The organism is Streptomyces sp. NPDC034099 (assembly GCF_055575415.1).
Genome location: NZ_JBVISR010000005.1, coordinates 501,271 through 523,866 on the forward strand (window position 1 = coordinate 501,271; position 22,596 = coordinate 523,866).

The 22,596-nt window shown below is 72.0% G+C and carries 24 protein-coding genes; 10 read left to right on the forward strand and 14 right to left on the reverse strand.

The window, feature by feature from the left end:
* Window positions 1-56 precede the first annotated feature (56 nt).
* Together purB and mug are read left to right on the forward strand one after the other, a co-directional pair.
* The gene (gene purB, locus ACZ56V_RS18140; protein ID WP_467381467.1) at window positions 57-1,499 is read left to right on the forward strand and encodes an adenylosuccinate lyase; all 1,443 of its coding nucleotides are present in this window, start codon (window positions 57-59) and stop codon (window positions 1,497-1,499) included.
* Window positions 1,500-1,543: 44 nt separating this feature from the next.
* On the forward strand, window positions 1,544-2,047 hold the full coding sequence (mug, locus tag ACZ56V_RS18145; RefSeq protein ID WP_468943337.1) for a G/U mismatch-specific DNA glycosylase: 504 nt from the start codon (window positions 1,544-1,546) through the stop codon (window positions 2,045-2,047).
* Window positions 2,048-2,056: 9 nt separating this feature from the next.
* Here mug and ACZ56V_RS18150 read toward each other — a convergent pair whose 3' ends face one another.
* Genes ACZ56V_RS18150 through ACZ56V_RS18160 form a run of 3 tightly spaced genes read right to left on the reverse strand, consistent with a single transcriptional unit; the run spans window position 2,057 to window position 4,186 of the window.
* Window positions 2,057-2,497, reverse strand: a complete 441-nt coding sequence (locus ACZ56V_RS18150) for a hypothetical protein (protein ID WP_398912042.1) — start codon at window positions 2,495-2,497, stop codon at window positions 2,057-2,059.
* Between the two features lie 40 nt (window positions 2,498-2,537).
* Complete coding sequence (locus tag ACZ56V_RS18155; RefSeq protein WP_467381469.1) at window positions 2,538-3,263, reverse strand: ABC transporter permease; 726 nt, start codon at window positions 3,261-3,263, stop codon at window positions 2,538-2,540.
* 2 nt (window positions 3,264-3,265) lie between these two features.
* Window positions 3,266-4,186, reverse strand: coding sequence for an ATP-binding cassette domain-containing protein (locus ACZ56V_RS18160; protein ID WP_468943341.1), 921 nt, complete (start codon window positions 4,184-4,186; stop codon window positions 3,266-3,268).
* A gap of 108 nt (window positions 4,187-4,294) precedes the next feature.
* Between ACZ56V_RS18160 and ACZ56V_RS18165 the strand changes: the two genes are divergently transcribed.
* The 3 genes from ACZ56V_RS18165 (at window position 4,295) to ACZ56V_RS18175 (ending at window position 7,384) form a co-directional block, all read left to right on the forward strand.
* A complete protein-coding gene (locus tag ACZ56V_RS18165; protein WP_468943343.1) occupies window positions 4,295-5,452 on the forward strand; it encodes a sensor histidine kinase in 1,158 nt (385 codons plus the stop codon).
* A 14-nt stretch (window positions 5,453-5,466) separates the two neighbouring features.
* Entirely contained in the window at window positions 5,467-6,129 is a 663-nt protein-coding gene (locus ACZ56V_RS18170; protein WP_356365334.1) for a response regulator transcription factor, read from the forward strand.
* A gap of 100 nt (window positions 6,130-6,229) precedes the next feature.
* On the forward strand, window positions 6,230-7,384 hold the full coding sequence (locus ACZ56V_RS18175; RefSeq protein ID WP_356365336.1) for an ROK family transcriptional regulator: 1,155 nt from the start codon (window positions 6,230-6,232) through the stop codon (window positions 7,382-7,384).
* Window positions 7,385-7,393: 9 nt separating this feature from the next.
* On the opposite strand, the gene ACZ56V_RS18180 is transcribed toward ACZ56V_RS18175, so the two are convergent.
* Window positions 7,394-8,155: a GntR family transcriptional regulator gene (locus tag ACZ56V_RS18180; RefSeq protein ID WP_398912048.1), complete on the reverse strand. Its 762-nt coding sequence runs from the start codon at window positions 8,153-8,155 to the stop codon at window positions 7,394-7,396.
* 183 nt (window positions 8,156-8,338) lie between these two features.
* Window positions 8,339-9,226: an RNA polymerase sigma-70 factor gene (locus ACZ56V_RS18185; RefSeq protein ID WP_468943348.1), complete on the reverse strand. Its 888-nt coding sequence runs from the start codon at window positions 9,224-9,226 to the stop codon at window positions 8,339-8,341.
* A gap of 152 nt (window positions 9,227-9,378) precedes the next feature.
* Between ACZ56V_RS18185 and ACZ56V_RS18190 the strand changes: the two genes are divergently transcribed.
* Entirely contained in the window at window positions 9,379-10,257 is an 879-nt protein-coding gene (locus tag ACZ56V_RS18190; RefSeq protein ID WP_467381475.1) for an alpha/beta fold hydrolase, read from the forward strand.
* Here ACZ56V_RS18190 and ACZ56V_RS18195 read toward each other — a convergent pair.
* The 9 genes from ACZ56V_RS18195 to ACZ56V_RS18235 form a co-directional block, all read right to left on the reverse strand.
* Window positions 10,209-11,078 carry an esterase/lipase family protein gene (locus ACZ56V_RS18195; RefSeq protein ID WP_398912051.1) on the reverse strand — a complete coding sequence of 290 codons (870 nt, stop codon included), beginning with the start codon at window positions 11,076-11,078 and terminating at the stop codon, window positions 10,209-10,211. The genes ACZ56V_RS18190 and ACZ56V_RS18195 overlap by 49 nt on opposite strands.
* 43 nt (window positions 11,079-11,121) lie before the next feature.
* Entirely contained in the window at window positions 11,122-12,390 is a 1,269-nt protein-coding gene (locus tag ACZ56V_RS18200; protein WP_398912052.1) for a beta-ketoacyl-[acyl-carrier-protein] synthase family protein, read from the reverse strand.
* Window positions 12,387-12,644, reverse strand: a complete 258-nt coding sequence (locus ACZ56V_RS18205; RefSeq protein ID WP_356365348.1) for an acyl carrier protein — start codon at window positions 12,642-12,644, stop codon at window positions 12,387-12,389. The genes ACZ56V_RS18200 and ACZ56V_RS18205 overlap by 4 nt, the downstream gene beginning before the upstream one ends.
* Window positions 12,645-12,732: 88 nt before the next feature.
* On the reverse strand, window positions 12,733-13,851 hold the full coding sequence (locus tag ACZ56V_RS18210) for a 2-oxo acid dehydrogenase subunit E2 (RefSeq protein WP_398912053.1): 1,119 nt from the start codon (window positions 13,849-13,851) through the stop codon (window positions 12,733-12,735).
* Complete coding sequence (locus ACZ56V_RS18215) at window positions 13,848-14,861, reverse strand: alpha-ketoacid dehydrogenase subunit beta (protein ID WP_468943351.1); 1,014 nt, start codon at window positions 14,859-14,861, stop codon at window positions 13,848-13,850. The genes ACZ56V_RS18210 and ACZ56V_RS18215 overlap by 4 nt, the downstream gene beginning before the upstream one ends.
* Window positions 14,858-15,829: a thiamine pyrophosphate-dependent dehydrogenase E1 component subunit alpha gene (locus tag ACZ56V_RS18220; RefSeq protein WP_398912056.1), complete on the reverse strand. Its 972-nt coding sequence runs from the start codon at window positions 15,827-15,829 to the stop codon at window positions 14,858-14,860. Before ACZ56V_RS18220 ends, ACZ56V_RS18215 begins: the two co-directional genes overlap by 4 nt.
* A 10-nt stretch (window positions 15,830-15,839) precedes the next feature.
* On the reverse strand, window positions 15,840-16,802 hold the full coding sequence (locus ACZ56V_RS18225) for a ketoacyl-ACP synthase III (protein ID WP_398912057.1): 963 nt from the start codon (window positions 16,800-16,802) through the stop codon (window positions 15,840-15,842).
* A complete protein-coding gene (locus ACZ56V_RS18230; protein ID WP_398912058.1) occupies window positions 16,802-17,074 on the reverse strand; it encodes an acyl carrier protein in 273 nt (90 codons plus the stop codon). The genes ACZ56V_RS18225 and ACZ56V_RS18230 overlap by 1 nt, the downstream gene beginning before the upstream one ends.
* 70 nt (window positions 17,075-17,144) lie before the next feature.
* A complete protein-coding gene (locus tag ACZ56V_RS18235; protein ID WP_468943355.1) occupies window positions 17,145-18,284 on the reverse strand; it encodes a thioester reductase domain-containing protein in 1,140 nt (379 codons plus the stop codon).
* 348 nt (window positions 18,285-18,632) lie between these two features.
* Here ACZ56V_RS18235 and ACZ56V_RS18240 point away from each other — a divergent pair, with 348 nt between their 5' ends.
* The 4 genes from ACZ56V_RS18240 to ACZ56V_RS18255 all read left to right on the forward strand — a co-directional run bounded on the left by ACZ56V_RS18240 (window position 18,633) and on the right by ACZ56V_RS18255 (window position 22,551).
* A complete protein-coding gene (locus ACZ56V_RS18240; protein ID WP_467381486.1) occupies window positions 18,633-19,292 on the forward strand; it encodes a hypothetical protein in 660 nt (219 codons plus the stop codon).
* A 48-nt stretch (window positions 19,293-19,340) separates the two neighbouring features.
* Window positions 19,341-21,098, forward strand: a complete 1,758-nt coding sequence (locus ACZ56V_RS18245) for an NAD(P)/FAD-dependent oxidoreductase (protein ID WP_468943358.1) — start codon at window positions 19,341-19,343, stop codon at window positions 21,096-21,098.
* 225 nt (window positions 21,099-21,323) lie between these two features.
* Entirely contained in the window at window positions 21,324-21,875 is a 552-nt protein-coding gene (locus ACZ56V_RS18250; RefSeq protein ID WP_467381489.1) for an RNA polymerase sigma factor, read from the forward strand.
* A gap of 1 nt (window position 21,876) precedes the next feature.
* Window positions 21,877-22,551 (forward strand): hypothetical protein, encoded by a 675-nt coding sequence (locus ACZ56V_RS18255; protein WP_467381491.1) that lies wholly within the window; start codon window positions 21,877-21,879, stop codon window positions 22,549-22,551.
* Window positions 22,552-22,596 lie beyond the last annotated feature (45 nt).

Below are 22,596 nucleotides of genomic sequence, written 5' to 3' on the forward strand. Positions count from 1 at the left end.
CCGACGACAAACCCCGCGGCGCCGGCCTGCAGGATTCGCCAGTAGAATCCGTACACGTGACTTCCGCTCCCGCCAAGCCCCGCATCCCGAACGTCCTCGCCGGACGCTACGCCTCCGCCGAGCTCGCCACCCTCTGGTCGCCCGAGCAGAAGGTGAGGCTCGAGCGGCAGCTCTGGCTCGCCGTACTGCGGGCCCAGAAGGACCTGGGCATCGAGGTGCCCGACGCCGCGATCGCCGACTACGAGCGCGTCCTCGACCAGGTCGACCTGGCCTCCGTCGCCGAGCGCGAGAAGGTCACCCGGCACGACGTGAAGGCGCGGATCGAGGAGTTCAACGACCTCGCCGGGCACGAGCACGTGCACAAGGGCATGACCTCCCGGGACCTCACGGAGAACGTGGAGCAGCTGCAGATCCGGCTCTCGCTGGAGCTGGTCCGGGACCGCTCGGTGGCCGTGCTGGCCCGCCTCGGCAAGCTGGCCGGCGAGTACGCCGAGCTGGTCATGGCCGGTCGCTCGCACAATGTGGCGGCGCAGGCCACGACGCTGGGCAAGCGGTTCGCCACCGCCGCCGACGAGCTGCTGGTCGCCCACGGCCGGGTGGAGGAGCTGCTCGGCCGCTATCCGCTGCGCGGCATCAAGGGACCGGTCGGCACCGCCCAGGACATGCTGGACCTGCTCGGCGGCGACGCGGGCAAGCTCGCCGAGCTGGAGCAGCGGATCGCCGGGCACCTCGGCTTCTCGCAGGCCTTCACCTCGGTCGGCCAGGTCTACCCGCGCTCCCTGGACTACGAGGTCGTCACCGCGCTGGTGCAGCTGGCCGCGGCGCCGTCCTCGCTGGCCAAGACCATCCGGCTGATGGCCGGGCACGAGCTGGTCACCGAGGGCTTCAAGCCGGGCCAGGTCGGCTCGTCCGCGATGCCGCACAAGATGAACACCCGCTCCTGCGAGCGCGTCAACGGCCTGATGGTGATCCTGCGCGGCTACGCCTCGATGACCGGTGAGCTGGCGGGCGACCAGTGGAACGAGGGCGACGTGTCCTGCTCGGTGGTGCGCCGTGTGGCCCTCCCCGACGCGTTCTTCGCCCTCGACGGGCTGCTGGAGACCTTCCTGACCGTGCTCGACGAGTTCGGTGCCTTCCCGGCCGTCGTCGCCCGGGAGCTGGACCGCTACCTGCCGTTCCTGGCCACCACCAAGGTGCTGATGGGCGCGGTGCGGGCCGGTGTCGGGCGCGAGGTCGCGCACGAGGCCATCAAGGAGAACGCGGTGGCCTCCGCGCTGGCCATGCGCGAGCAGGGCGCCGAGCGCAACGAGCTGCTGGACAAGCTGGCCGCCGACGACCGCATTCCGCTGGACCGTGCCTCGCTGGACGCCCTGATGGCCGACAAGCTCTCCTTCACCGGCGCCGCGGCCGACCAGGTCGGTGTCGTCGTCGGCCGGATCGAGGAGATCGTCAAGCGGCACCCCGAGGCCGCGGGCTACGCCCCCGGAGCGATCCTCTGACCCGCTTCACCCGGGCCGAGCTGGAGGCCGCCCGCGACCGTCTCGTGCCGGACGTCGTCGCGGACGGTCTGCGGGTGCTGTTCTGCGGCATCAACCCCGGCCTGATGACGGCGGTGACGGGCCACCACTTCGCCCGTCCCGGCAACCGCTTCTGGCCCGTGCTGCATCTGTCCGGGTTCACACCGCGGCTGCTGAAGCCGTCGGAACAGGACCAGCTGCCCTCCTACGGGCTCGGCATCACGAACGTCGTGGCGCGGGCCAGCGCACGGGCGGACGAACTGACGGCCGAGGAGTACCGGGAGGGCGGCCGGCTGCTCGCCGCGAAGGTGGCGCGGCTGCGTCCCCGCTGGCTGGCCGTGGTCGGTGTCACCGCGTACCGGACCGCGTTCGACGAGCGGCACGCTCAAGTGGGGCCGCAGGAGCGGACGTTCGGCGACACCCGGGTGTGGGTGCTGCCGAACCCGAGCGGGCTGAACGCGCACTGGACGGCGCAGACGATGGCGGAGGAGTTCGCCCGGCTGCGGGTCGCGGCGGAGCCGCGGGTGTAGGCGGGGCGGTCACGGTGGCGCTTCCTGCGTGACCACCGCCAGCAGCCGCACCTCGTCCGTCTCGTCGCGGTCGGCGACGGCCACCGCGACCCAGCGGCCGGTGCCCTCGGCCTCCCAGAGGTCGGCCACCCGCGCGCGGGCGCTCAGGCCGGCCCACGGCTCGGGTATCTCCTCACGCTCGGTCCGCAGCAGGACCGTCTGCAGGTTGTAGGGGTCCGTCCGGCCCCAGCGCGGGGCGAGTCGCTCGTAGAGAGCGTCCCTGACCTTCTCGTACTGCTCGACCGTCGCCGCCCGCTCCCCCGGGTCCCGGCCGCCCAGGCCGTGGCTGCTCTCCAGCACCGCCGTGAAGTACCCGGGAGCCGCGGTGCCCTCGTCCGACGGGCCGTGCTCCGCCGGGAAGGGCCGGAAGCACAGCTCGTCGACGAGGGCGAGGTGCCGCGCGATGTTCATGTGTCCAGTAAACCCGCCGCCACTGACAATTGGCGGGGCGTCAGGCGTCCCGGCGGCGCAGCCGCCAGAATCCAGCGAGGAGCGCGGCCGCCGCCCACAGCGCGGTCACCGCGAGCCCCGTCCAGGGCCCCAGGGTTCCCTCGTGCGTCTGGTAAAGGATGGTCTGCCCGGCCTTGTCCGGCAGGAAGTCGGCGGCGGTGCCCGCCGCGTCCCCGATCACGAAGGAGACGATCAGGATGAACGGGATCAAGGTGGACAGGGTGGCCACGCCGCTGCGGAACAGGGCGGTGAGTCCGGCCGCGAACAGGGCCATGAGCATGAGGTAGATCCCGCAGCCCACGACGCCCCGGACCTGTTCGCCGACGGTGAGCGCGTCCGCCGCCGTGCCGAGGCCCGCGCGCGCGGCGAGCAGGGCGGCGAGTGCGGTGGCCAGCCCCACCCCGAGGGCCGGTACGGCGACGACCGCCAGCTTCGCGGTGAACCACCGCCCCCGCTGCGGAACCGCGGCCAGGGTGAGCCGGATCCCGTTGCCCTGGTACTCGCTGGAGAGGACGACGGCTCCGAAGGCGACGGCCGCGATCTGGCCCGGCATGACTCCGGACAGGGCCGTGAACAGCGGGTCGAAGTCCGGGTCGGAGGTGTCGGACACCCCCGCCAGCGCGGAGAACGCCGTGGTGGCGGCGAACAGTGCCGCCAGCGTGCCGCACAGCGAGCGCAGGGTGAGCACCTTGAGCGCCTCCGCGCGGAGGACGGGCGCGAGATTCATGGTCAGGCCTCCTGGGGCTGTGCGGCGAACTCGGTCTCGGTGGCGGTCAGGTCGAGGTAGGCCTGTTCCAGCGTGCCCTCGTCCGCGGCCAGTTCGAGGAGGGGCACGCCCGCGCCGGACACGATCCGGCCGATGTCCTCCACGCGCGCGTGGTCCACGGTCCAGTGGCCGTCGTCGTGTTCCACGGCGTCGTGGCCGTGCCGGGCGAGAGCGGCCTTCAGCGCGGTCGCGTCCGGCGTCCGGACGCGCACCCGGGGCCGCACGCGCGCGTCGACGAACTCCCGCATCGGCGTGTCGGCGAGCAGGCGGCCCCGGCCGAGGACGACCAGGTGGTCGGCGAAGGACGCGGTCTCGTTCATCAGGTGACTGGAGACCAGGACCGTGCGCCCCTCGACCGCCATCCGGCGCAGCAGCCCGCGGATCCAGACGATGCCCTCGGGGTCCAGCCCGTTGGACGGCTCGTCCAGCATCACCACTTCGGGGTCGCCCAGCAGCGCGGCGGCGATGCCCAGCCGCTGGCGCATGCCCAGGGAGTACGTCCTCACCCGGCGGCGGGCCACGGACGCGATGCCCGTCTCCTCCATCACCTCGTCGACCCGCCGCGCGGGGAGGCGGTTGCTCGCCGCCAGGACGCGCAGGTGGTTCCGGGCGGTGCGCGAGCCGTGGGCGGCGTCCGCGTCGAGCAGGGCGCCGACGTGCCGCAGCGGCTCGTGCAGGGTGGTGTAGGCGCGTCCGCCGACGGTCGCGGTCCCGGAGGTGGGCCGGTCCAGGCCCAGGACGAGCCGCATGGTGGTGGACTTGCCGGCGCCGTTGGGGCCGAGGAAGCCGGTGACGCGGCCGGGGCGCACGGTGAAGGTGAGGTCGTCGACGGCTCGTCGGGTGCCGTACTCCTTGGTGAGGTTCTGGACGTCGATGCTGGTCATGTCAGCAGCGTGCCGGTCGGTGCGAGGGCGGCGCCTCCCCCGCCGGTGGAGATCGTCTCCCCCGTGCGGGGGAGGTCCGGTGTCGGTGGCGGCTGACACGATGACGGAATGACCCGCCTTCTGCGTCCGCTGTGCCGGGGGACGACGTACACACGGCTGCTGCACCTGTGGGTGCCCATGCTGGTGGTCAGCGTGTGGGCGCTCATCGACGACACGACGCTGTGGGTGCCGGCGGTGGTGCTGGTCCCGATCGGGTTCGTCCCGGCGGTGCGGACCGGCGAGGGCGTGCAGGCCCGCCTGCTCCTCACGCCCGGCCACGAGGACGCCGCCTTCTCGGTGGCCCCGTCGGCGAACTGGCGGGACCGGGTGCGCACGGTGGTGTGGCTGGAGCTGCGCATGCTGCTGGGCGCCCTGACCACGGGTGTCTGCGTCTGGCTGCCGATTCTCGCCGTCGAGCTGGTCCGGCGCGCCGTGGGCGAACGGGTGGACGACATACCGCTGCTGCGGGACGCGGCACCGCACTGGGCGTACGCCCTCCTCACGCCGCTCCCCCTCCTCGCCCTGTACGGCGCCGTGGTGGGCCTCGGCGCCCTGGCCACGGCCGGGGCCCGTGCGCTGCTCGGGCCTTCCGCCACCGAACGGCTCCATGCCCTCGAAGAACGCACCGAGCGACTCCTGGAGCGCACCCGCATCGCCCGCGAGCTGCACGATTCCATCGGCCACGCGCTGACCGTCGCCGTCGTCCAGGCGGGGGCCGCCCGCGCGGCGAACAGCCCGGAGTTCACCGACCGGGCCCTGACCGCGATCGAGGAGACGGGCAGGGCCGCGCTGGAGGATCTGGAGCGGGTGCTCGGCGTGCTGCGGGAGTCGGATCGGCCGGCGAGCTCCAGGCCGACACTCACCGACGCCGACCGGCTCCTGGAGTCCGCGCGGGCCTCCGGAGCCACGGTCGACGCCGAGTTCACCGGACCGCTGGAGACCCTGCCGGGCCCGGTCTCCCGGGAGGGCTACCGCATCCTCCAGGAGGCGCTGACCAACGTACTGCGGCACGCCGGCGAGGTGCCGGCCCTGGTCCGCGTCCGGGTCGCCGAGGGCGCCCTCACCCTCGCGGTGCACAATCCGCTGCCGGACGACAGGGCCGCCCCGGGCCGCGGGACCGGGCTGCGCGGCATCCGGGAACGGGCCGCGCTGCTGGGCGGCCGGGCGCACACGGGACCGGACGGCGCCGGGGACTGGCAGGTGCGCGTGGAGCTGCCGTTGGGCTGATCTACGCTGGGCGGATGCCGGTCAGAGTGCTGCTCGTCGACGACGAACCGCTGGTGCGCGCCGGGCTGCGGGCGGTGCTGGAGGCGCAGCCGGACATCGAGGTGGTCGGTGAGGCGGCCGACGGGGCGGCGGTCGTCCCGCTGGTGCGGCAGACGCGGCCGGACGTGGTCGCCATGGACGTCCGGATGCCGTTGCTGGACGGCATCGAGGCGACGCGCGCGCTGCTGCGGACGGTGGCGGAACCGCCGAAGATCCTCGTGGTGACGACCTTCGAGAACGACGAGTACGTGTACGAGGCGCTGCGCGCGGGCGCCGACGGGTTCCTGCTCAAGCGCGCCCGCCCGGCCGAGATCGTGCACGCGGTACGGCTGATCGCTGAGGGCGAGTCCCTGCTGTTCCCCGCCTCGGTGCGGCAGCTGGCCGCCGAGTACGGCGCCGGCGGCGGGAACCGGGCGGCCCGCGCCGAGTTGGAGCGGGCGCGGCTGACCGAGCGGGAGGGGGAGGTGCTGCGGCTGATGGCGCGGGGGTTGTCGAACGCGGAGATCGCCGCCCGGCTGGTGGTCGGCACGGAGACGGTGAAGTCGCACGTGAGCGCCGTACTGGCGAAGCTGGGGGCGCGGGACCGCACTCAGGCGGTGATCACGGCGTACGAGTCGGGGTTCGTGGCACCCGGGTGAGGACGCCCCGCGGGGCCGGGAATCGGAGACCGGCGCTCGCCGGGGTCCGGCGGGCCGAGTACCATCCGGCCCACACGCGCACGAGCTGGGAGGACGGACCTTGGCAGGCCTGACCGGCGGGGACCCGTCGCTGTTGCGGAGGATCAATTCCGCCGTGGTGCTGCACGCGTTGCGTGCGACGGACTCCGCGACGCTGACCGAGATCACCCGGGTGACGGGGCTGTCCCGGCCGACCGTCGAGGGCGTGGTCGAGGGGCTGATCGAGGCCGGTCTGGTCGTCGAGGCGGCCGCCGACGAGGGTACGGCCCGGCGGCAGGGGCGGCCCGCGCGGCGGTTCCGGTTCCGGGCGGAGGCGGGACACCTGCTGGGCCTGGAGATCGGTCCGCACCGCGTCGCCGCGCTCCTGTCCGACCTGGACGGCCGGGTGATCGGCGCCCAGGCCAAGGACGTGGACGAGAACGCGCCGGCCGACGAGCGGCTGGAGCGGCTGCGCACGGCCGTCGCCGAGCTGCTGCGCCGGGCCGGTGTGGCGCGCGGCTCGCTGCGGGCGGTCGGCGCGGCCACGCCCGGCATCGTCGAGGCGGACGGCACGGTCCGCCTGGGCACGGCGCTGCCCGGGTGGACGGGTCTCGGCCTGGGTGAGCGGCTCAGCCGGTCCTTCAAGTGCCCGGTGCTGGTGGAGAACGACGCGAACGCTGCGGCGGTGGCCGAGCACTGGAAGGGGACCGCCACCGAGTGCGACGACATCGTGTTCGTGCTGGCCGGGCTCAGTCCCGGGGCGGGGGCGCTGATCGGCGGCCGGCTGCACCGGGGGTACGGCGGGGCGGCCGGGGAGATCGGCGCGCTGCATCTGCTGGGCCGGGACGTGACGCCGGAGACGCTGCTGTCCACCACGGACCAGCCACTGCACCCGCTGGACGAGCAGGCGGTCGCCAAGGTCTTCGCCGAGGCGCGCGAGGGAGACGAGCGGGCCCGCGCGGCGGTCGAGCGCTTCATCCAGCGGCTGGTGCACGACGTGGCGGCACTGGCGCTGGCGCTCGATCCCGAGATGGTCGTCATCGGCGGCTGGGCGGCCGGGCTCGACGGCGTACTGGAGCCGTTGCGCCGGGAGCTGGCCCGCTACTGCCTGCGTCCGCCGCGCGTGGCCCTGTCGCTGCTCGGCGAGGCCGCCGTGGCGACGGGTGCGCTGCGGCTCGCCCTCGACCACGTGGAGGAGCAGCTGTTCGCGGTCGAGGGCGCCACGGCCCGCCGCTGACCGGGTCGGTCAGGAGGCCTGGGTCTGGGGGCCGTGGTGGATCTCCACGTCGCCGAAGTCGCCGAAGGTCAGCCGGCAGGTGTCGGCGCGGTAGGTGGCGACGGAGAGGGCGGCGGTGCGGCCCTCGGTGAGGTAGCGGGTGGTGACCACGAGGACGGGCGCGCCCGGGAGGCGGTCCAGTTCCTTCGCGTCGTCCGCGCCGGCCGAGCCCAGCTCGACGGCGCTCTCCTGCCGCTCCAGCTTCCCGCGCTGCAGTTCGCGCAGCACGGCACGCGCGCGTGCGGGGCCGGAGGGCGCGTCGATGGCGGTGAGGTCGGGCACCGAGGACGGCGGGATGTACAGCAGTTCCGCGGCGACGGGCTGTCCGTGGCTCACGCGGGAGCGGCGGACGGTGTGGACGGGTTCGTCGCGGTCCGTCCCCAGCGCTTCGGCGACGGCCGCGGGAGGTGCCGCGAGGTGGCAGTCGGCCGGGTGCCAGGCGTCGTCGGCCGTTCCGGGCCAGGTGTGCTCCCGGGTACCGACGGCCACGCCGACCCGGGGCGGGGCCACGGTCGTACCGACGCCGCGGCGGCGCTGGAGCCTGCCCTCCAGTTCGAGCTGCTCCAGGGCCTGGCGGAGGGTCGCGCGGGCGACGCCGAAGCGGGCGGCGAGGTCCCGTTCGTTGGGCAGCACCTCACCCACCTCGAACTCCGAGTCCAGGGCCTCGCTGAGTACGGTCCTGAGGTGCCAGTACTTCGGCTCCGGCACCGGTTCCAACTGCGTGGTCCCCACCCTGTCCTCCGCAATCGCCGTGGTCCGGCGGCGTTTTGACGCCCTTGTTTATTAAAGGTTGTTGCAGTTCTCTGCGACCATAAAACGCCCCACCCCCTTGGTCAAGACCAATCCCGCGCGCAGAACGGCCCCGGCACCCGTCACGGGACGGACACCGGGGCCGCGAGCCGCCTCGTGGACGGCCTAGGGAGCGTCGGCCAGGGAGACCAGCTTGTCCGGGTTCCGCATGATGTACACGGCCTGGATGCGGCCGTCCGCGACGTCCACCTGGACGACGGAGTCGGGCTTCCCGCCGGAGCGGACCAGCAGGGCGGGGCCGCCGTTGAGCTCCAGGAAGTGGAAGGTGGCGTCGGGGACGCCCTGCTGCGCGACGGCGAGCAGGAAGCGGCCCACCTTGTCGGAGGTCTCCAGCACGCGCAGCGGCGCCTTGGACCGGCCGCCGCTGTCGCCCACCAGCCGGACGTCGGGCGCGAGCGTCGCCAGCAGGCCGGCCAGGTCGCCGTCGGCCGCGGCGGCGAGGAAGCGCTCGGTGAGATCGCGGCGCTGCGCCGGGTCGACGTCGTAGCGGGGCCGCCGCTCGTCGACGTGCTTGCGGGCGCGCCCCGCGAGCTGGCGCACCGCGGCCTCGCCGCGCTCCAGCATGGCGGCGATCTCCGCGTACGGGTAGCCGAACGCCTCCCTGAGGACGAACACCGCCCGCTCCAGCGGCGACAGCGACTCCAGGACGACGAGGACCGCGAGGGACACCGAGTCGGCGAGGACGGCCCGCTCCGCGGTGTCCGGCACGACGTTCCCGAAGTCGGTGACGTAGGGCTCGGGCAGCCACGGGCCGACGTACGTCTCGCCGCGCGACTTGACCTGGCGCAGCCGGTCGATGGCGAGACGGGTGGTGACGCGCACCAGGTAGCCCCTCGGCTCACGCACGGCGGAGCGGTCGGCGCCGGACCAGCGCAGCCACGCCTCCTGGACCACGTCCTCCGCGTCGGCCAGGCGGCCCAGCATGCGGTAGGCGACGCCCAGGAGGACGGGCCGGTGTGCTTCGAAGACGTCGGTCGCGGTGTCGGTGGTCACCCCTCCATCCCAGCGGACGCGTCCGGCGGTGTCCAGACGGAATCGGTCGTGGCGGACCCGGGGCTACCCGTCGGTAGCTATTGCTGACAAGCTGTCTACGCGACGTCATCGTGCACCCGTTCCCGGAACACCTGTTCCCGACAAGGAGCCCCATGTCCGCAACGCTCTCGTTCACGGCCCCCACCGCCCACGGTCCGCGGGACCTCACCCTCGCCTATGCGCGCGTGGGCACCGGCGAGCCGCTGGTGCTGCTGCACGGCATCGGTCACCACCGGCAGGCCTGGGACCCGGTGGTGGACATCCTCGCCACCGAACGCGACGTGATAGCCGTGGACCTGCCGGGGTTCGGGGAGTCGCCCGCACTGCCGCCCGGGCTGCCGCACGACCTGCCCACGACGAGCGCGGTGCTCGGCGCCTTCTGCGCGGCGCTGGGCCTCGATCGCCCCCACGTGGCGGGCAACTCGCTGGGCGGTCTGCTGGCCCTGGAGCTGGGCCGGGAGAACCTGGCGCGGTCGGTGACGGCCCTGTCCCCGGCCGGCTTCTGGACGCGGGCCGAGCGGCACTACGCCTTCGGTGTCCTGACGGGCATGCGCCGTACGGCGCGGAGCCTGCCGCTCCCGCTCGTCGAGCGGCTGTCCCGCACGGCCGTCGGACGCACCACACTGACCAGCACGATCTACGCCCGTCCCGGCCGGCGCTCCCCCGATGCCGTGGTCGCCGAGACGCTGGCGCTCGCGCACGCCGAGGGGTTCGCCGAGACCCTGCGGGCCGGCCGGAGCGTGTTGTTCACCGACGACGTGCCCGGCATCCCCGTCACCGTGGCGTGGGGCAGCCGGGACCGGCTGCTCGTGCCCCGGCAGGGCGTACGCGCCAAGCGCACCATCCCGCGCGCCCGGCTGGTACGGCTGCCCGGCTGCGGCCACGTCCCCATGAACGACGACCCGGCGCTGGTCGCCCGCGTTCTCCTGGACGGCAGCAGGGCTCAGTCGGCCAGCGCCTTGAGGACCTCCTTCAGCACGGTCGCGTTGTAGGGCATGCTCACGTGCGGCGTGTGGTCGTCCGGGTCGATGTCCTGCAAGACGATGTTGTTGACGTAGCGACCCTCGGTCTTCGCGAGGGCGCACGACGTGTACGGAGTGACCACGTCGTCGTACTGGGTGGCGATGACGGTGTGGCGGACGCCCTCCGTCGTCTCGCCGAGATCGGCCAGCTCGCGCTGGAAGGGGTGGTCGTGCTGGAGTTGCGGCCAGGCCGGCACGACCTCCCCGACGGCGCCCTGCTCCAGCAGTTCCACCGCGCCGGGGATCTGGCGGGCGAGGTTCATCAGCCCCTGGGCGGTCACGCCGTGGTTGCTGGGTGAGATGCCGACGAAGTTGCGCACCTTGGGCCCGCCGCCCAGCGCGTTCAGGTAGTAGCGCGGCATCATGCCGCCCTGGGAGAAGCCGACGAGGTCGACCTGCTGGGCGCCGGTGCGGCGCAGGACCTCGTCGACGAAGTCGGCGAGCTGGCGGGCCGAGTGCTTGATGTCGCCGAGACCGAAGATCACCGGGTTGCCGTGCTGGCCGTAGTCGAGCCGGAAGACCCGGTGGCCGTGCTGCCGCAGCAGGGGTGTCGCCGTGTTCCACGTGTAGCCGCGGTTGCCGAAGGTGCCGTGCACGAGGACCACCGGACGCGGATGTTCCTCGCTCGGCGGAGCGTTCCAGTCGTCCGCTCCCGCCTGTACGTCGACGGTGGCGATGACCTGCGCCCCGCCGGCCTGCACGACCGCCCCCACGCGGTGCGGCGCCTCGGTGAGATCCGTGACGACGTTGTCCGAGTTGGCACCGGGGATACGGGGGTTGAGGAAACTCATGGTCTTCTCCCTTTCGTTGGGGAGTGGCGCCGTTTGGAGATGCTCACGGTGAAGGAGCGGCCGGCTCCCGGGCCGGTTCGGTGGGGCAGCTTCTGAAGGCGAGTACGGCGTTGTGACCGCCGAAGCCGAAGGAATGGCTCAGGGCGAGGTCGACGGGCTGCTCCCGGCTGGTGCCGGTGACGGCGTTGATCTCGGCGTCTCCTTCCTGTTTCTCGAGGTTGGCCACGGGCGGCACCCGGCCGTGGGCCACGGACAGGGCGGTGATCGCCGCTTCGACCGCCCCGGCCGCGCCGAGCAGGTGGCCCAGGGTGCCCTTGACCGAGGTCACGGAGGGCTGGTGAGGGAAGAGGCGACGGATCAGACGGGCCTCGGCGGCGTCGTTGAGCGGCGTGCTGGTGCCGTGCGCGTTGATGTGCTGCACGTCCGCGGGGCGGGCGCCGGCGTCGTCGAGGGCCCGCCGCACGGCGAGGGCGGCGCCCTTGCCCTCGGGGTCGGGTGCCACGGGGTGGTGGGCGTCGGACGATGCTCCGTAGCCCGCCAGCAGGGCGTAGCCGGGGCGTCCGCGGGCCCTGGCCGCACGCGCCGGCTCCAGGACCAGGGCCGCACCGCCCTCCGCCATGACGAAGCCGTCCCGGGCGGTGTCGAAGGGCCGGGAGGCGGCCGGCGGGTCGTCGCCGCGCCGGGACAGCGCGCCCATCCGGTCGAAGCCGGTGACCCAGAAGGGCTGTACGACCGCGTCGGAGGCGCCCGCGACGGCGATGTCGCAGGCCCCGGAGCGCAGGAGCTGCAGGGCGGTGCCGATGGCGGTGGCGCCGGAGGCGCAGGCGGTGACCGTGCACAGCGCCGGGCCCCGCGCCCGCAGGTGAATGGTGAGCTGTCCGGTGGCCATGTTGGGCAGGAACATCGGCAGCAGCAGCGGTGAGACGCGTGCCGTGCCCAGTTCGAGCAGTTTGCGGTGCTGTTCCAGCATGGTGCCGGTGCCGCCGGCCGAGCTGCCGAAGACCACCGCGACGCGGTCCGCGTCCCAGTCGGCCGGGTCCAGGCCGGCGTCGGAGACCGCCTCCAGGGCGGCGTAGAGGGCGAACTGGGTGAAGCGGTCGTACTGCCAGGGGCGTGAGCCGGGCACGTGACCGCGGGGGGAGAAGTCCGGTACGAGGCAGGCGAAGTCGACCGGGAGGCCCTTGAGTTCGGGGACGTGCCGGGCGGTGGGGCGGCCCGCGCACACGCCGTCCCAGGTGGCCTCGCGGCCGGTGCCGGCCGGAGTGACCAGGCCGATCCCGGTGACGGCGACGTCGGGACGGGCGCCGGTCACGGCTTGACGGCCTCGGCGATGAGGTCGGCCACGCCGGCCAGGGTGAGGTCCGGGTCGGCCTCGCCGTCCTGTACTTCGATGCCGAGTTCCTCGGTGAGTACGACGAAGAGCTCCACCACGGCCAGCGAGTCGAGGTCCAGCTGCTCGAAGGTCGCGGTGGGGACGATGGCCTCGGGGGGCACTTCGAACTTGTCGCTGAGAACCGAGGTGAGCAGGTCGTAGGCGCGGCTGTGGGGTGTGGTGTCGGTGGTCATGTCAGGGGTGTCCTTTCCAGTCCGACGGGCGGCACCCCGGGGGTCGTGGGGTTCCGTGTGGCGGGGTTCCGTGGTGGCGGGTCGGCGGTCAGCCGAGCGCGGCCGGTGCCTCCAGCTCCTCCTTGACGTCCTTGAGCAGGGCCATCGCGTCCCTGCCGTTGACCACCCGGTGGTCGTAGACCAGGCCGAGGTGGACGAACCGGTGGGTGCGAACAGTGCCCTGTGCGTCCAGGAGCACCTGGTCGTCGACGGCGCCGATGGAGATCACGCAGGTCTGGCCGGGGAAGACGATGGGGGTGGCCAGGACCATGCCTTCGGTGGTGTGCGGGGCGACCATGATGTTGGCCCCGGCGAGTTCGGCGGCCTGGAACGTGCCCCGGAACGCCTTGCTCCGGAAGCCGGTCAGCAGGTCGGCGATCCGGTCGCTGCTCAGCTCGGCGGCGTCGTGCACCACCGGGGTGTACAGACCTCGGCCCGCGTCCATGGTGACGCCCACATGGGCCCGTTCGCTCTCGCGCACCGCGCCGTCGTCGGTGAGCGCGGCGAACATCAGAGGATGTGCCGCGTGCCGGCGCGCCACCGCCTTGATCAGCAGGACGGGCAGGGAGACGAAACTGCCGGTGCGCTCGGACAGCTGCCGGGCCAGTTCCTCCGCCTGTCCGACGTCGACCTTGGCGTAGGCGGCCGCGGCCGGAACGGTCCGCATCGACTCGGTCACCACCGCCCCCACCGTCCGCTGCCGCTTGGACAGTTGGCGCTCGGGGGAGGCGGGCGCCGACGCGGCCCGCCGCACCAGGGCCTCGACATCGGCCGTACGGACGACCGTGCGTCCGAGACCGCGCAGCTCGGCCTCGGACACGCCGTGGCGGTCGGCGAGCTCACGGGCCGCGTTGGTGATGCTCAGCTCCGCGCCGGGGGGTGCGGATGTGGCCGCCGGGGTGGCGGCCGACGCCCGGTAGGAGTCGCGCTCCTGGGCCGACTCGAAGAGATAGGCGATGGTCTGCCCCGGCCGGCACTCCTGGTCGGCGCCGACGAGGACGTGCAGGATTCCGGAGCCGGTGCTCTCGATCTCCTCACTGGCCTTGGAGGTCTCCACGACCGCCAGCGGTTCCTCGCCCTCGATGCTGCTGCCGTCGGGGACGAGCCACTCGACCAGGGTGTAGCTGGAGTCGTTCGTGTTGAGCGTGGGCAGCTCGATGCCGATCACTTCATCGCCTCCGTGATCGCGCGGTGGATGGTGGACGGCTGGAGCAGCACGCCGTGCTCCAGGTGCGCCGCGGTCGGTACGATGCTCGGCTCGGCGCTCAGCGGCAGCACCGGGCGGGCCAGGCGGCTCCACAGCTGCTCGTGGAGTTGCTGGGCGAGCAGCTCGCCCCAGGTCCCGTCGGCCGTGGAGTCCTCCATGACACAGATGCGGTCGGCACGGGACAGCACCGGGAGCAGCGCCTTGGTGTCGAAGGGGTAGAGCTGGGAGGGCACCAGCAGTTCGCACGTGATCTCCTCTTCGAGGAGCAGGGTGCGCAGAGCGGTGACGGCCCGTTCGGTGAGCCCGCCCGGGGCCAGGACGATCCAGTCAGGGGGCCCGCAGTCCGGCGCGAACACCCGGGCGGTCTCGCTGGGATCGGCCAGCACCTCGTAGCGGAAGAGGTCGTCCACGACCCCCGCCTGGTACATGGCGCGGGTGTAGAGCACCTTGTCCTCGAAGAGCACACCGGGCTCCGCGCGGTCGAGCATCGCGGTCAGTACGTGCTGGTTGTCGTGGAACGGGGAGACTTCCCGCAGGTGCAGCGAGGGAATGCCGAGGAAGTGCTTCTGCAGGCTCTGGCTGTGCGTCGGGCCGTACCCCCGGTTGCCGCCGGTGGGGCAGCGGACGACCATGCTCATCGGGACCCTGCGGCCGTACATCGACACGGACTTGGCGGCGAAGTTCAGCAGCGGGTCGAAGGCGAGCGCGGCGAAGTCCGAGAACATCATCTCGACCACGGCCCGGTTGCCGGCCAGGGCCAGGCCCGCGCCCACGCCGGCGATACCGCCTTCGCTCAGCGGTGAGGAGAGCACCTGGTCCGGGAAGCGGCCGGAGAGCCCCCGGGTCACTTTGAACGCCCCCCCGTAGGGGTCGGCGACGTCCTCGCCGATCAGATAGGTGCCGGAGTGGGCGCCGAGGAGGTGGTGCAGTGCGCTGTTGAGGTTCTCGGCCACGCGCTGGCGCCTGGTCATCGGGCCTCCCATCGGGAGGCCGGACGCGCGCCGACCTCTCGTACGACGGCGGCGACGGCCTCCGCCTGTGCCTGGTCGGCGGCGGCGGACTGTGCGGGATGGTCCTGTCGGTAGCGGCGGTACCAGTCGTGCCGGGCGGCTCGCTCACGGACCTCGGCCGCGCGGGTGTCGTCCCCCTTGCTGTGCGGGCCCACGCGGTGGGTGACGCACTCGACCACGTACGGCCGGTGCCGGTCGCGGACCTGTTCGACCACGGGGGCGAGGGCGGCGCGTACGTCGGTCACGTCCACGGAGTCGATCCGCAGGTGGCCGACGCCGAAGGCCGCCGCCCGGGTCGCGACGGTGCCGGACATCTGCCGCTCGGTCGGTGTCGACTGGGCGATCCCGTTGTGCTCCACCACGACAAGCACCGGGACCTGCCACAGCTGCGCCATGTTGAGCGCCTCGTACACGGCACCCTCGCCCCAGGTGCCGTCGCCGATGTGGACCACCGCGATCCGGCCCGGCTCGGCCCGCTTCAGGTGCAGGCCGACTCCCACGGCGACAGGCAGGCTCTGGCCCTGTACGCCGGTCGACAGGTAGCGGTCGCGGTAGATGTGCTGGCTGCCGCCGACACCGTGGCAGACGGCACCGGCCCGCCCCATGATCTCCGCGAGCAGCCCGTGCGGGTCGTGGAAGCGGGCCAGGTAGTGGCCGTGTCCGCGGTGGTTGCTGAAGACGTAGTCGCCGTCGTCCAGCAGCGGGTAGAGCGCGACGGGGATGTACTCCTGGCCGAGGCAGGTGTGCGTGGTGCCGTGCAGCCGGCCCTGGGAGAACAGCTCCAGCACGGCCAGTTCGAAGTGGCGGATCATCAGCAGGGTGCCGAGATCGGCGTCGGACAGGCGGGACAGGGGACGGGCCACGACACCGGCTTCGGGTTCGCCGGCGGGCCCGAGGTCGACCGCGGGGGACGCGGACGTGACGTTCATGAGGTGCTCCTTACGGAAGTTCGACCACCTGGGCGCACCAGGTCAGCCCGGCGCCGAAGCCCAGGAGCAGCGCCTTGTCGCCGGGCCGTACGGTGGCCGAGGCGAGCAGCGACTCCAGAGCCAGCGGGATGGACGCCGAACTGGTGTTGCCGTCGGTGACGATGCTGCGGGCGATCGCCACGTGCGCGGGCGGGCGCAGTCGGCGCACCATCGCGTCGATCAGCCGCCCATTGCACTGGTGCGGCACGAAGGCGCCGATGTCGTCCCAGGTGAGCCCGGCCGCGTCGAGTGCGTCCCGGGCCACTTGCGGCATGTGCGAACCGAACCAGCGGACCACCCGGGTGCCGTCCATGTGCATGTACGGGCGGGCGGCATCGGGTTTGGGCGGGGCGCTGGTCATCCAGGGTTCACCAGGGCCGTGGGTTCCCCACACCGCCGGTCCGATCCCGCCGTGCTCCGCGGCGCTGACCACCGCGGCCCCGGCGGCATCGCCGAAGATCATGACGGTCCCGCAGTCGTCGGGGTCGGTGATGTCGCTCAGCCGCTCGGCGGCGACGACCAGGATCTGACGCGCCTGCTGTGCGGCGATGAGTCCGGAGGCCAGGGTCAGCCCGTAACTGAACCCGGCGCACCCGCCGTTGAGGTCGAACCCGCCGGCCCGGCCGGCTCCGATGCGGTGGGTGAGACTGGCCGCCCGGCACGATGCCTGGCCGACGCTGCTGGCGGAGGAGAACAGGACACAGTCCAGGTCCTCGGCGAGCACTCCCGCGTGGGCCAGGGCCTTGTCCGCCGCCTGCGCGGCCATCTCGACGAAGGTGTCGTCGGGGTCGGCCTTCAACCTGGTGCGGATTCCGGTGATCTGCTCGATCCAGCCTTCGTCATGGCCGAACCTGGTGTCGAGTTCGGCGCTGGTGAGCAGGCCACCGGGGCGGTAGGCGCCGATGCCTGTCAGCCGTCCCGCGCCCCGGGCCATCAGTGGGCTCCGTCCGCCGCGGCGACGGCTGCCTGGCCGTTCACGTAGTCGAGGGTCCGCCGGACGGTGCGCAGGTCGTGCACCGCCTCGTCCGGGACGGGAACGCCGTAGCGCTCCTGGATCCGCTCGGCCAGTTCGATGACGGCCATCGAGTCGAACCCCAGCGAGGTGAAGGGTGCGTCGGCCGACTGCTCCGAGATCGCCCGGGCCGCTTCGGCGCCGGCGATCTCGGCCACCATCGCCACCAGGTCTTGCAGGGTGAAAGGGGACATGCGGAAACTCCAGCTGATGAGGTGCGGGGAGGGGTGACGGGAGGGAGGGGAGGAGAGGACCGCGCGTGGGTCACTGGGCGGGCAGCATGGCGTCGCGGCTCAGGAAGGCGAGCATCCTGCGGAAGTATTCGGAGTCGAGCACGGGCGGGGCGCGGTGCGCGGACGCCGCGGTGCGGCCGGCGGTGTCCTGCCCCGGTGCCGGGATCATCTGCCGGAGGGTCTCGCCGGCCAGCCGCAGGGTGCTGCGGGGGACCTCGTCGCCCAGGTCGCGAAGCCGCTCCAGCCAGGTGTCGAACGGAACGAGCGGAAGGTCGACACCCGCGTCCGCGAAGCCCTGGAAGTACGACCGGAAGGGCAGCGGCTGGGGATCGATCACGTGGAACACCTGTCCTCGGGCACGCCGGCTCAGGGACAGGTCGACGATGGCACGGCTGGTGAAGTCGACCGTGCCCACCGGCAGGAGACCGGGGTGGTCGGGGGCGCAGCCGGCGCGGATGCTCGCCGTCGTCAGGTGGACGAACCAGTCCGACGTCCCCACCAGGCCGGTGCGCGAGTCCGCCAGGATCACACCGGGCCGGTGCACCATCGTGGGCGATCCACGGTCCGCGGCCTGCGCGACCAACTGCTCGGCGACCCATTTGGTGGCGCAGTAACCGGAGACACCGGTCCCGGCCTCTCGGGCCGCCGGGATCACCCCCATCGTCGAGATGTAATGTACGGGAATTCGGCGGGTACGGGTCGCCAGTCTCAGGATTTCCAGGGTCCCCGACACATTGCAGCCGCGCAGGATCGGGTAACTCGCCAGAAGATTGACCCAAGCACCGCAGTGGTAAATGGCGTCGATGCCGCGCGAGAGGCCCGAGAACTCCTCGTCGGTCAAGCCGAACCGCGGCTTCGCCAGGCTGCCGACCACGACGTCGATCCGGGACATGTGGCGCTCCGGCACATCCCGGGCGCGTAACTGACCGGCGAGCCGCTCCCGGGCCTGAGCGGCCGACTCCGCTCTCACCAGGCAATGGATTCGAGCGTCGGTGGCATCCAGCAGGTCGGCGAGCAGGAAACCGCCGAGGAATCCCGTGGCTCCCGTCAGCAGGATCTCCTCGGGCGGCCCTTCGGGAACATCCGTCAGAGATGACGCATCGATTTCCGCCGGAAGTAGCAAATCGTCGGTGATCGGGAAATTGACCATACCAACACCGCATTTCAGCACAGGCGAGATTCGGTCCTGCCCTGAACACTCCCCGAACCTCACGAGGTTTACTACAGAAATCCTCTACCAGTGGGAGCGCAGGGCGCATCCTCCTGGCCGTCACCCGCGCCCGCACCCCCACAACGGGTGAGTAGGGCTCATTCATTCGAACAGGCCACGGTTCCGAATGGGCGGCCGGAACGTACGCCCGGAGCGCGATACCGGTACCGCGCGCCGTCGGTTGTACGCCAACGCGCTTACGCGGAAGGAGCGTTGTGAAACGGGGGCCGGGGGGCGAGGGGCGGCCCGAGCGTAAAGACAGGTGAGACGGACACAGCCAATACGTCGCGAGGCAAGGGGGGTTGAGCCATGGCCGCAGGGCCCGAGATGCCGGAGGTCCCCGATCCCGGTGGGGGCGGGGCGAGTTCACACTCCGACCTGTCGAGGGCGTTGCCCGAGGCATGGCAGCCTCTGCTCGGCCGCCCGGCCCTCGCGGAGCTGCTCGGGCACCCTCTCGCGGGGGCCGCGCTGACGGAGATGTGCCTGCTCCTGCCACCCCACGTCGCCGTGCACTCCCTGCGGACGTTCCTGCTGGCCGACGCCTGTGCGCGGACCCACGGAACCGACTACGACCGGGTCGGCCTGCTGGCCGCCGCGGCGTTCCACGACGCCGGGCTGGTAGGGCGCACTCCGCTCGGTCGCGGTGGATTCCCGTGCCGCTCCGCCCAGTTGCTCGACCTCTTCCTGGCCCGGAACCAGGTGGGCACGGTGCGGCGCACGACCCTCACGCGTGCGGTGCGCGAGCACATGCGGCCGTTCCCCGCTCACGACGCCGGGCCCGAGGCGCGACTGCTGCACTTCGGCGTGTGGCTGGACGTCACCGGGCGCGGCGAGCGGCACGTGCCCGGTGACCGGCGCCTGTTGGCCGGGCTGGCGCCCACCCCCTGGTTCGCCGTGTCCTTCTCCGCCCGGGTGGTGGCCTGCGGGCTGCGCCGGGTGCTGCCGGGCTCCCCGGTCACCCACCGGTGACCGGGAGCCCGGCGACTCGCCCTTCCCGTCGCGAAAGGAACCGCAGACATGCAAGAAGACCAGCGTGTTTTCGATGTCGCCATCGTCGGAGGCGGCATCGGCGGGACGATGCTGGGGACCGTACTCGCACGTCACGGCGTGCGCGTGCTGCTGCTCGAAGGCAGCGGCCACCCCCGGTTCGCCATCGGAGAGTCCACCGTCCCCGAGACCACGTTCGGCCTCCGGGTCCTGGCCCGCCGCTACGACGTCCCCGAGCTCGAGCACCTGGCGACCAACGCGGCACTGCGCCGCCACGTGTCGTCGAACAGCGGGGTCAAGCGGAACTTCAGCTTCATCTACCACCGGGAAGGCGAGCCCACCCGGCCCGACGAGTGCACCCAGTACCCCACCTGGGGACCCCCGCTCGGTCCCGACTCGCACTACTTCCGGCAGGACGTGGACGCGTACATGTTCCACGTCGCCGTGTCCTACGGCGTGACCGCGTACACCCACACCATGGTCGACGACGTGAAGTTCGAGGAGGACGGCGCGACTCTCGTCACCCGGGACCGTGGCACCTTCCGGGCTTCGTACGTGGTCGACGCCGGCGGCATGCGGGCCGTCCTGCCCGAGCGCCTCGGGCTGCGGCAGGAACCGCCCTACCGCACGAGGTCGCGCACGATCTTCACGCACATGGTGGACGTGCGCCCCTTCGACGCCGTGGCGCCTTCGCGGGAACAGCACGGCATGCCCAGCCCGTTCAGCCAGGGAACGCTCCACCACATGTTCCCGGGCGGCTGGTTCTGGGTCATCCCGTTCGACAACCAGTCGACCAGCACGAACCAGTTGTGCAGCGTCGGCATCAACCTCGATCTCGACCAGCACCCCCGGCCGGAGGACATCTCGGCGGAGGAGGAGTTCTGGCAGTACGTGCGCCGGTTCCCCAGTGTGGCCCGGCAGTTCGAGCGGGCGCGGGCGGTCCGGCCGTACGTGTCCACCGACCGCACCCAGTTCGCCTCGCAGAAGGTCGTCGGCGACCGGTGGTGCCTGCTGCCGCACGCCAGTGACTTCATCGACCCGCTCTTCTCCAGCGGTCTCGCCGTCACCGTGATGGCGCTGAACGCGCTGAGTCACCGGCTCATCGACGCGGTGCGCCAGGACGACTTCGACACCGCCCGGTTCGCGTACCTGGACCACTGGACCAAGCGCATGTTCCGGTTCTACGACGACCTGGTGTCCTGCAGCTACATCGCGTTCGACGACTTCGACCTGTGGAACGCCTGGAACCGCGTGTGGACCATCACCACGCTGTACGGCACGAACGCCCAGAACCAGGCCGCCGTGACGTTCGAGAAGACGCACGACCCGGCCTGTTTCGACACGCTGGAGCAGCCGCCGTACCGAGGGCTCCAGGGTATGGACAATCCCTGGGTGGAGCGGATGTTCGACCAGTCACGGGACGCCGTACTCGCCTACCGCGCGGGCGAGTCGACGAAGGAGCAGACCATCGCGCGCATCTACGAGGTGCTGGGCGAGAGCGGCCTCGTCCCGGCGGTGTGGGGGACCCTGGACCCCGACGACCGCTGTCCGTCCGGGGTGTTCACCCTCTGGCCGCTGATGAAGATCCTGCTGTGGGGCAAGTACCGCTCACCGCGGCACGTCCGGGGCTCCTACTTCACCGGCGGGGCGCGGCTGGTGGGCAGGGAAGCGGTCCAGGCGTTCACCACCGAGCTGCGCGCCGGCGGCTCCCAAGTGCACCAGACCGTACGGGACATGTGGCTCAACTGGAACCGCGACTGGACGCGGCGGCCCGCTCCTCGGAAATGAGCGCGAAAAAACATTCCTGCCGACCGGCGGAGGAAAATATTCCGGTTTGCCGCTCCAGGGCCTCGGGTAGGAAAACCACATGGCCGACAAATAGAAAGTCGGCCGCGGTTCTCCCTGCTCAATCCGAGAGACAACGGGCTGCAATCCACGATGGTGCGACATTCCACCTGCCAATCGCCCGCTGAATGCTCCTGGGAAGAAATCTTCCAGCATCAGGACCGCCTCATGCGGCTGGTTCGGCGAAGACTACCGAGTTTTCAGGACGCCGAGGACTGCGTTCAGGAAACCATGGCCCGCGCAGCCGCCCACGCCGCGTTGGACAGGAATCGACTCGGTGCCTTTCTGACGTCAGTGGCGCTTCGCCTCTGCATCGACTTCTACCGTGACCTGGAGCGTCGCAGCAGACTCCTCCAGCGCGCGGCGCTCACGGACACCCCCGGTAAAACCGAGGAGGACGTCTGCGACGAGGACTTCGGCAGATGGCTGCTCGGCCAGGTACAACACCTGCGGGGGCGTGAGCAAGAGGTCATACTCGCCCGCGCCAAGGGTATTTCCACTGCGGAATTCGCCCGCATACACAACATTTCCGTGAAGGCGGCCGAAGCCGCCTTCACCAGGGGTCGCGCACGATTGAAGAACGTCTGCGCGAAAGCCTTGGAAGGCTGGCCCGACAACACCCGGAAACCATGCCTCTCCCATCGCAGAGAAACGGAAAGGGATCACACTCATGGGCAAGAGCAAGAACATCCAAGACATCGTCAAGGATTTGGTCGGTGATATGACCGACAGCTGGAAGGAGGCCTTCGACGACCTCCTGAACCGAGACGACGACTCAGGTTCGTCGCGCGGCTCCGGCAACGCCGTCAACACGCTGGCCGGACTGCCCCCGAACGCCCTCGCCGCACTGGCCGGGGCCGTCAACCCGGCGACCGCGCTCGCGGGTGTCGCCAACCCGCTGGCCGCCCTCGGCGGGATCGGCGCAGCCGGCAACCCGCTCGCCGGCCTCGCCTCGGGGGCCGCGGGCCCGCTGGGGAACATCACAGGCGCAGCGCAGAACCCCCTGGCCGCGCTCACCGGTGCCGCGGGCGGCGGCAACCCGCTCGCGGCCGCGCTGGGCGGGGCCGGCAACCCCCTGGCCGCGCTGGGCGGGGCGGCCAATCCGCTCGCCGCGGTCGGCGGCGCGGCCGGTGCGCTCGGTGGGCTCGGTCAGCTGGCCGGAGGCCTCGGACACGCGGCGAGCGGGGCGGGCGACCTGATGGCCCTCCCGTCCCAGCTCGCCCAGCTCACCCAGGTGCTCCCCAAGCTCCTTGAGGCGGTCCAGGGCCTGCAGAACCTGACCAACCTGCCGGCCCAGGCGGGTCAGCAGGGGCTGGCGGCCCTGCAGGGCCTGACCGGTCAGCAGGGGCAGGGCGGAAAGCCGTCCCAGGGCGGACAGTCCTCGACCTCGGGCTGACCTGCCGTGCCACCGTCCCGTCCGGCCGTCTCCGTGATGCACGCC